This window comes from Pseudobutyrivibrio sp. ACV-2 (genome assembly GCF_900107545.1).
In the GTDB taxonomy this organism is placed as follows: domain Bacteria; phylum Bacillota; class Clostridia; order Lachnospirales; family Lachnospiraceae; genus Pseudobutyrivibrio.
Map to the genome: position 1 here is coordinate 1 of NZ_FNQZ01000034.1, position 8,328 is coordinate 8,328.

Consider the following 8,328-nt stretch of genomic DNA (forward strand, 5'->3'; position numbering starts at 1 on the left):
ACTGACTATCACTGGCAAAAATATGCATCAGGCTCTGAGGACACAGCTCGCACAACAGAAAGAAAACAATAGACACAATGCCGCAAAACCACAGCATAAGATTAAAAATGTCTTCTAAGGTTTTCTTATCTCCTTTGCCCCAGTACTGAGCTCCAAGTATCGCCCCAGCACCTGTGGCTGATGAAAGAAACATATTCTGAACAAACTGAATCTGTGTCGCCAAAGAAACTGCAGTCATTTGATTTTGCTCCACTCGACCAAGCATCAGAGCATCTGCTGCTGCAACCAGCGCAAGCATCAAAGATTGTAGGGCTATAGGTAATGCAATCCTTATTAAATGTTTTATGAAATCCTTGTTTTCAGTAGCTGTCATTTTGTGTCCTCACTTTAATGTAAAATAATAACATAAAAATCAGTGTTGCCTATTAAATAATAGTTCCTAGATTTCACATAAAAATGTGACCATCCGTCAAAAATATTGTTGCTTTAGTTAACTTACAGATTCTAGGGGATTTTATGGAAACCAAACTATAAAATCATGTACTGCAAATTATACTATATCAAAACTTTCAGTAATAGTTCTTCCGCAGAATACAATATTTAATTCTACTATTCTGAAGCATTGGATAATTTTTTTTTCGAGAACGCGATGTTAAAAAAGCTGCAGAGAAATAAATCAAATAAATAACCATACAAAAAGCCGTAGCAAATGTATTGAATACATTCACTACGGCTCATTTTATGAACTGTTTTAAAGTTTACTACTTACTCTAAAATAATACCAGATTTCCAAAGTGTACAGAGCTACATGTGCATATCAGCATATATTTCCTTAATCACAGGTGCTTTATACTCCATATATTTATCAATATTATCTGAAAACAGCTTAGCGGCCTCAAGCTTCACATTTCCATACTTTTCTTTAGCATCATGATGACTTCTTAAATAATCTCTAAATGCTAAGTGCCTTTTCAACTCTGCTGAATCCTCTGGACATACATATAAATGATGTGTCTGCAAATGCTCTTTTTCTTCATATGAAAAAGCTTCACGCCCTTCAATTCCTAGATCACCTTCATGAAGGTAACCAATGCTTTCTAAAGCTGCAATGGCTCGTTTTACATCATTTGGCTTAACCACCACATCTATATCTATAATTGGCTTCGCAGCCAGTCCTTCAACAGATGTGCTACCTACATGCTCAATTGCATTTACGAAAGTTGCAAGCACCTTCATGAGTTCATTCTTTATATCTTCAAAATCTTGCTTCCATTTCTCATCATATGGAAGTACTACTACGTGTTTAGTTTTCATTTTATGTCCTTTATTCCAACTCATTTACTCGGGAAATTCAAACCGTTTTTTTCTATTCTTTTCGTACTTCTTGTGCGTATCATTTGATACGTTTTTCAATATATTCATACCGTTCAAATGCTATTGTACCCAAAGTGTACCCAAAACGGTTTTTTATAACTGTAATAATCTGTATGGATTTCCGGCCAGTTCCTCCTTTAGTATATCTAATACGGCTTCTCGTGATTCCAGATAAAGATCCGTATCCTCATCCATCAAAGCCGCATATACTGTTGTCTTAATCAAAAACTCGACAGCTTCATCCCTGGAACACCCTTTATCGTTCATAATGTATTCTACAAGGAATGCCGCTATATTTCGCATAGCCTTTTTCTGATCAGCACCTGTAATCATTATCCAATCACCTGCCTTTTCACCTTGTCAAAGCTCAAGGTGTTCACTGCCTCCGGGGTTCTGAAAAAGTACTGTTTAGGTAAATTCTCAGGCTTCAACTCCGCAATTACCTTATCGCATACTTCATCGGAATACCCTGATTCTTCCAGTTCATCATAGTATTCATTGATAATTGTAGTTGTTTCAGCATCCGCTGTAGGGCCTATCACAATATCATAATCATGCATACAACCATTACATTTACGGTTTTGAAGGATAAAGCGCAGCCACTCCTTATCAGCTTTTTCAAATACCTTAACCTTTAATTCAGCCGTTTCTTCACTGAACAGAAGATTATATCTGTAGGCTACAATCGGCTGTATCTTTATTCCCTTTTTGTTTTTGAGAAAGCTTTGGCGTTTCTCTGCAATGCTCTTGTTTCTGATTGCAAGCCTCTCCGCATGTGAAGGAACTGCGGTGGCATAGAATCCTTTGCCAAAATCCTTATAACCTTTTCCGGCTGATACATCTATCTCCTCAAAATCATATATCGTTCCATGATACAAAGGCTTCAACTAACTCTACCTCCCTGCATTTCTATATAGTCCTGTAAATCATCGATAATGCCCTGATTCCCGGTAGAATTGTAATTTTCATAGCAAACATCAATATAACTCAATACATCATATTTCTTGAGCAGATCCGATAACTCAGAATATGTTTTCTTCCAAGCTTCTGCTAAAACCGGTATTAATACCAATTGCATATTAAGTACTTCTTTATCTCTCATACTCATAACAGAAGTCCTCCTTAACATCAAATATCTCATGTGTTGGCAGTTTTTAACTGCTCAACATCTGCCTTAAATTCCATAAGTTCCAGGACATACTCCGGCATTTTACGTTTTCCGGCTTCCCAGTCAGTAACAGTCCTGTACGGTATATTATAATAATCACAAAATTCTTTGCGATTCATTCCCATATCTGTTCGTAATTTTTTTATCTCATTCGCTGTATCCATATCGTATCACCCATTTCTATCAATACTATAATAGCACTTTTAACGCATTGCATCAATATTTAAAAAAGCACTCCGAGATTTTTCATCTCAAAGTGCAGATATTTTTTAGTCTAATATGAATAATTAACAACATTTTACGTGACATGACAGTCAGTTTTATTGTTTTAGAAGTTTTTCAAGCATTTCGACATATTCTTTAAATTGTTCTCTGCCGAACGCTGTGATATCGCATGTTGTTTGAGGTTTGTTATTTACAAAAGCTTTTTCTATCTCCACATATCCCAATTCATCGAGTTTCTTAATTTGAGCTCCAAGGTTGCCATCTGTTGATGATGTGATTTCTTTCAACTCTCGGAAACTCTTTTTACCAGTCAAAAGTGACGATAGGATAGCCAGTCTAAGCTTAGTTTGAAAAGCTTCAGGTATTGAATGTATCTCCATTGTTCTTTGCTCCTATCTTTAGATACAGCCCTAGAATAATCATTCCAAATATCATCAGGCATCTTACACTTACACTACTAATAGGAATAAGCGTTCCTTTTCCACCGAGATTTCCGTAGGGCATTTCCTTCATACTCAAGAATAACACGAAGTAAACTATACTATATATTGCCGTACATATTGTTATTATTCTCTTTTTTGTAAGTATTCCCGTCATAAATAAAGCAACAACAACTGGCAAAACATCAATTAACTCTTCGCTCCTCCATAATATATTTATTTTAGGCGTTTGCGAAACGCCTAAATCATAGAAAAACTTGGCGGTGATTCTTATTAGTAACTCAAATCCTGTAGATGAAATAAGAACTAAATATATCAAAAATCCTCCTGAAGGAATGACTGCATCAGATATCAAATCCATGACTGATGATGATTTACTAGACATGCACTACTTCCTTGAAGAAGATGAAGTGGGAGAAGATGGTTTTTATATCTTCTAGCAACACTTCTTGTTTTTATGCCCGCCTCCGCGCGGGCTTTTCTTCTATCAAGATTTCTCCTGAGGGACGAAGGAGAAATTTCCTATTAAAGCTAAAAATGATTCTAAATTTGGCAGAAGCTTCTGCCAAATTATAGTTTTCGTTATTCGATGTATCTAGAGTTGACCATTTCTTGAATTAAGCGAAATATATTTTCCAATGCCAAAATAAAGCATTAACTGTTTTTCATTTGCAGATTTCGTAGCTTCATACTGACTTTGAAGTATTGCCGTCTTAATAAGCTGTACCGCATCTCTATATTTCTGATCCATACCAGTCCTCCAACGTATAAATATTTCGCTAAAAACAAGCTGCTGAAAAAAAGCATAAGTCAAATAAATAACCATACAAAAAGCCGTAGCAAATGTATTGAATACATTCACTACGGCTCATTTTATGAACTGATTTATAGTTTGCTATTTACTCTAAAATAACACCAAATTTTCAAAGTGTATTGTCATTTTATTGTCACTACACCTTAGCACACCTTTCAAAACCTTATAAATACTAGCTTTGCAAGAATGCTGGTATTATTCTAATTCATTTACACTTATCTTTCATACCATGATTATTGCTTTATTACATTCTATTTCCGTATCATTTGATACGCTTTTGATGTTGCATTCATATCGTTCAAATGCTACTGTACCCAAAGTGTACCCAAAAAGCATTTATCACTGAGGGAAATATTTCTCAGCCTGTGTCTTAGTCAAGAACTTAAACTTCTCAAGAAGTTTCTTTATAATCTCTTCTTTGTCCTTGATTCCGAAATCAATACAAGCCTCAATATATGTTCTCACTGAAGTTTCATTTCTCATCTCTTCCATTACTTTACACACGGCTTCCACTCCTTCCTCTGTCTCTTTAAAATACCTTGTCCTATCTGCAAGATCCTGGTTTAACATATCATCGGGATCCGAACAAGAAAAATCATGCATTAGCTTCCCTATCTCATCTTCTCCGCGATATTCACCATTTACATAAAGAATATGCTCTCCATCACCGAACAAATCTCCAGTTGCCATATTCACGCGCTCTATAGGATAAAAAGGTAATCCTTTCTTATAAATATCATTCTCTGTAATAAAAATTGTATATGTCTCCGGAAGCTCCTCAAACTCCTGTCCCGCATCCAAATTATCTATATCCATGGCACTTGAATGATATCTTGCTCTGTAAGCTCCTGCGCCTTTATCAGCTCTCTGAACTTCCATATCGTATTTCTTACCATCATCATCGGTACCATATGCATCCAGGCAAATTGACCTAGCTCCTACGAGTCTCTTCATATCTGCCTGTGTATCTACATTTGTAATCGTCAGATTGTACTTACCAGTTAATATCCTAAGTACATGTTGCGTCAGAGGGATATTTTCTCTAAAAAGGCATCTCATGAAATCATCATCTATTGGCCTTAATCCTCTGAGCCTCTGCAGATCCTCCTGCCGCTCTCGTTCTTTTCTTTGCTGCTCTGTTTCCAAGTAATAAACCTTCCTTTTCTCTTAAGTCAATTCCCATCAGAGGAGATTAACTGCTCGATCCGTGCCTTATACTCCATCAATCTAAAAAGATACTCCGGCATCTTTCGTTTACCTGCTTCCCAATCAACCATAGTCCTATATGGAATAGCATAGTACTCACAAAATTCTTTACGATTCATACCCATTTCATCTCTAAGGTTTCTAACCTCATTCGCAATATCCATACAATATCACCTCGTCCATGTGATATTATAATATCACATTTTATGCATTGCATCAACACGATCAAAATGTTTATCTCTATGAAATAGTCTATTTATGCCTTATCTCTGTGTGGTGATTCTTTCGTAGCCATGACATCAGTCGCCCAATAACATAAAAGGACCTTCAGAAAGCAGTTCCTGAAGGTCTACTATATAACTATAACATCTTCCTATAAATTACAAATCATCCAATTTTCCACCTGGCATCCAATCCATAGAACATAAGTATTCATAAAAAGTCATGTATTCCGGAACAGGCCATTTTCCCTCAACATACTCAATCAGATCCGAATCAGCGCTATACTCATCATCGATGCATTTCCCATATACAGTTAATTCATCGCTACTATTCCCAGTCCAGTAATCTCCTGTTTCCACATCAAAAACCAGTGTCTGATACTCCTTTTCGCTGTTAGGCAGCAAATCGTCACCCGCAAGATCAAGTACAATGAAGTGATAGTGTTCTAATGTGGCAGCTTGCTCCTTAAGCCCATCCAGGCCTTGGTTTACACTACTGGTTGAATAATTCGAACTGTTTCCTTTGACATTCTTATATGTTCGATATATTGCTTCATAGTTGTCATTATGGCGATAAAAATCATTTAAATCATATTTCATGGTATGCCTGAATGTATTGGAATCTAAATACCACTCTTGCTCTTCCTCATCATAATCTTCTGTCAATGATACGAATGAACATTTATGCACTTCCGGAAACTGGATCTGCTCATCCTCAGAAGTATTCGCTGATAGCGAGAGATTCTTTCCGCAACCAAGTAATCCTATACTAAGACTCAATATAGTTATTGCAGACAATACCTTTTTCATTAAATAATTCCCCATCTTTATTCTTTATGACTTTTGTCTTTTAAAGTCTCCCAATAAATATTACCACTCATATATCCAAAAGTCTCTTCATCACAGAATCTTTTGACTAGATCCGAACGTAAATCCTCGTAAAAATCTTTACCGTATTGCTTGAAAGAAAGGTGTGAAAACAGTTTTGACTTGGTAAAATCTGATATGGAATCACAATTACTAATCAGTTTCTCCATAATCCTAGCCGTTTCATCAATATTTTTCTCATAAGCAGCAAGCTCTAACTGCATTGATATTTCCTGATAAACACCCATGTCAAAACATTTTGCTACATCACTACTGGCATCTGCCACCCTGTGAGCCAGGTCAAAATCACCATCTTCTTCACATAGGATTTGTAACGCATTCATAATAATGCGAAGCTGATTCACTTCTGCAAGCATCATTTCTTCATATGCCACATAAGCCTCATTGATCTTTCCGGTTTTTGCATATATATTTGCCTGCATCAGTTTACGTTCCGGGTTGTCTTCTGAATAGTATAATAGATATCTTTCAGCGATTTGATAATCCTCTTTTCTGTAATAAAAATGAAAAAGAGCCTCCGCTGCGGATTTTCTTATTGATAAATCCTCTGATTCCAATAACCCGGAAAACCAGGAACAGATCACATCGTCATATCGGTCACTATCAACTACTTCATTAAAAAGCCTCGCCGCATTAAGTACGGTCGCTACTTGCCACTTCAGCCTTTCATTACCGGGATACGCCTAAAGTTACAACCACTTTACGCAAAATACTCCGTGCTCCTATGTCGCCCGTATCATGCTTCGCCTGAAATCAAATACTACTGCGTATCAAAAAAAATGACTTCTGGTCCACTGGACCAAAAGTCATTCTTAATAAAAACCTCAATATATATCTGTCTTCTTTGCTTTGAATTTCATTCTTCAGCCCATGTCCAAGGACTTCTTACAATGTCCTGGCAAACTGCTCGAATCGCTCCTGAAGGGATACACCGTCATCGCTGTAAACATTCTTCACAACAACCTTCCCCACGCGGAAGCAATATGGATTTTTAATCTGCCTGAGAAATTCTTCTGCCCGTTCCTTTGGAGGCAGGCTTTCATCAATATTTATCTCATTGATGTCTACAAGGCTATCACGATCCACTGTCCGAACATCCACGTTTTTCATATCCTCAATACTCATAGAATCACCACCCTTTAGTGCTTATTTCTTGTTCTCTATAAGTCTTGGGATATTTTTTTACCCCTTACGTGATCTGAAAAAAGGGCAAAAAATAAGGGCAGGAGCATCCTGCCGCTTATAATTCATCATCTTTATGATCCAGTAAAAAGTCCAGAGATACCAGATAGAACTTCGCCAGCTTGATCGCTACGCTCACCGGCATTTATCTGGTTCCTTTTTCGTATCTCCTATAGACCTCTCTTTGACACCCCAAGACATCTGCTACTTCCTGTTGTATCAGCTCATGTTGTAATCTGAGTAGTTCAATATTCTCGTATTTCATAACATTCATCCTCAACTTTTTCCAAAACAAGGAGCCTTAGTTTCCGCCAAAGCTCCTTATTCTGTTCACCCATTAATATTTCATTCTTGTAACAATTCTGTAAAGGGGTCAGGCAACCCAATGCCTCTCTAATTAAACCTAAGTAATCTATGTACCAGCACTAAATTACTTTTAATAACTGAATAAGCTTGTGTCCATCATTCTTAGATTCTCTAGTAGCAAATCGTTTAAATGAATTATCTTTCTCGTAAAAATCCAGTAGTTTTTGTTTTTCTTCCGCTTCAAGAAAGCAAACTGTTCCTCCGGCCATATATTGCAACATCTTAATTGTCTCTACAGCAGCCTGCAACAATTGTCTACCTTCTATCTTTTCGTTCATATTATCTGAATAATTCTTTCCAAGCTGTGCAATTAGATACGCAGATAATGTATATGTATTGTTCTCCTGATCCAAATCGCTAACTCTACCAATCTTTTTGTTAACATTTTTACTAAACACATCCGCATTCACACGAATAGTTTTTATAGCAAGTGTAAAATACCCA

15 protein-coding genes and 1 pseudogene are annotated in these 8,328 nt (G+C 36.6%); all 16 read right to left on the reverse strand.

Going from position 1 to position 8,328, the window contains the following annotated elements:
- Positions 1-373: MATE family efflux transporter (locus tag BLV53_RS16440; RefSeq protein ID WP_242879139.1), on the reverse strand; the 373-nt coding region annotated here is incomplete at its 3' end.
- Between the two features lie 431 nt (positions 374-804).
- Positions 805-1,314, reverse strand: coding sequence for a GrpB family protein (locus BLV53_RS16445; protein ID WP_090302715.1), 510 nt, complete (start codon positions 1,312-1,314; stop codon positions 805-807).
- Positions 1,315-1,467: 153 nt separating this feature from the next.
- On the reverse strand, positions 1,468-1,707 hold the full coding sequence (locus tag BLV53_RS16450) for a hypothetical protein (protein ID WP_090302716.1): 240 nt from the start codon (positions 1,705-1,707) through the stop codon (positions 1,468-1,470).
- The gene (locus BLV53_RS16455; protein WP_090302717.1) at positions 1,707-2,261 is read right to left on the reverse strand and encodes a DUF3990 domain-containing protein; all 555 of its coding nucleotides are present in this window, start codon (positions 2,259-2,261) and stop codon (positions 1,707-1,709) included. The genes BLV53_RS16450 and BLV53_RS16455 overlap by 1 nt, the downstream gene beginning before the upstream one ends.
- Positions 2,258-2,482 carry a DUF3791 domain-containing protein gene (locus tag BLV53_RS16460; RefSeq protein ID WP_022785433.1) on the reverse strand — a complete coding sequence of 75 codons (225 nt, stop codon included), beginning with the start codon at positions 2,480-2,482 and terminating at the stop codon, positions 2,258-2,260. Before BLV53_RS16460 ends, BLV53_RS16455 begins: the two co-directional genes overlap by 4 nt.
- Positions 2,483-2,511: 29 nt before the next feature.
- Positions 2,512-2,706: a helix-turn-helix domain-containing protein gene (locus BLV53_RS16465; protein WP_022785432.1), complete on the reverse strand. Its 195-nt coding sequence runs from the start codon at positions 2,704-2,706 to the stop codon at positions 2,512-2,514.
- A 156-nt stretch (positions 2,707-2,862) separates the two neighbouring features.
- Positions 2,863-3,147: a winged helix-turn-helix domain-containing protein gene (locus BLV53_RS16470; protein WP_090302718.1), complete on the reverse strand. Its 285-nt coding sequence runs from the start codon at positions 3,145-3,147 to the stop codon at positions 2,863-2,865.
- A complete protein-coding gene (locus tag BLV53_RS17175; protein WP_170830916.1) occupies positions 3,125-3,592 on the reverse strand; it encodes a hypothetical protein in 468 nt (155 codons plus the stop codon). The genes BLV53_RS16470 and BLV53_RS17175 overlap by 23 nt, the downstream gene beginning before the upstream one ends.
- A gap of 210 nt (positions 3,593-3,802) precedes the next feature.
- Entirely contained in the window at positions 3,803-3,958 is a 156-nt protein-coding gene (locus tag BLV53_RS16925) for a DUF1016 N-terminal domain-containing protein (protein WP_170830915.1), read from the reverse strand.
- 402 nt (positions 3,959-4,360) lie between these two features.
- Entirely contained in the window at positions 4,361-5,167 is an 807-nt protein-coding gene (locus tag BLV53_RS16480; protein ID WP_242879140.1) for a PD-(D/E)XK nuclease family transposase, read from the reverse strand.
- Positions 5,168-5,193: 26 nt separating this feature from the next.
- Entirely contained in the window at positions 5,194-5,391 is a 198-nt protein-coding gene (locus BLV53_RS16485; protein WP_090302720.1) for a helix-turn-helix domain-containing protein, read from the reverse strand.
- Positions 5,392-5,607: 216 nt separating this feature from the next.
- The gene (locus BLV53_RS16490) at positions 5,608-6,258 is read right to left on the reverse strand and encodes a hypothetical protein (RefSeq protein ID WP_090302721.1); all 651 of its coding nucleotides are present in this window, start codon (positions 6,256-6,258) and stop codon (positions 5,608-5,610) included.
- A gap of 17 nt (positions 6,259-6,275) precedes the next feature.
- On the reverse strand, positions 6,276-6,893 hold the full coding sequence (locus BLV53_RS16495) for a hypothetical protein (RefSeq protein ID WP_090302722.1): 618 nt from the start codon (positions 6,891-6,893) through the stop codon (positions 6,276-6,278).
- A 328-nt stretch (positions 6,894-7,221) separates the two neighbouring features.
- A complete protein-coding gene (locus BLV53_RS16500) occupies positions 7,222-7,461 on the reverse strand; it encodes a DUF6870 family protein (protein WP_090302723.1) in 240 nt (79 codons plus the stop codon).
- A gap of 202 nt (positions 7,462-7,663) precedes the next feature.
- Entirely contained in the window at positions 7,664-7,792 is a 129-nt protein-coding gene (locus tag BLV53_RS17770; protein WP_334292411.1) for a helix-turn-helix domain-containing protein, read from the reverse strand.
- Between the two features lie 151 nt (positions 7,793-7,943).
- A pseudogene (locus tag BLV53_RS17180) lies at positions 7,944-8,328 on the reverse strand (GNAT family acetyltransferase); the annotation flags it as partial.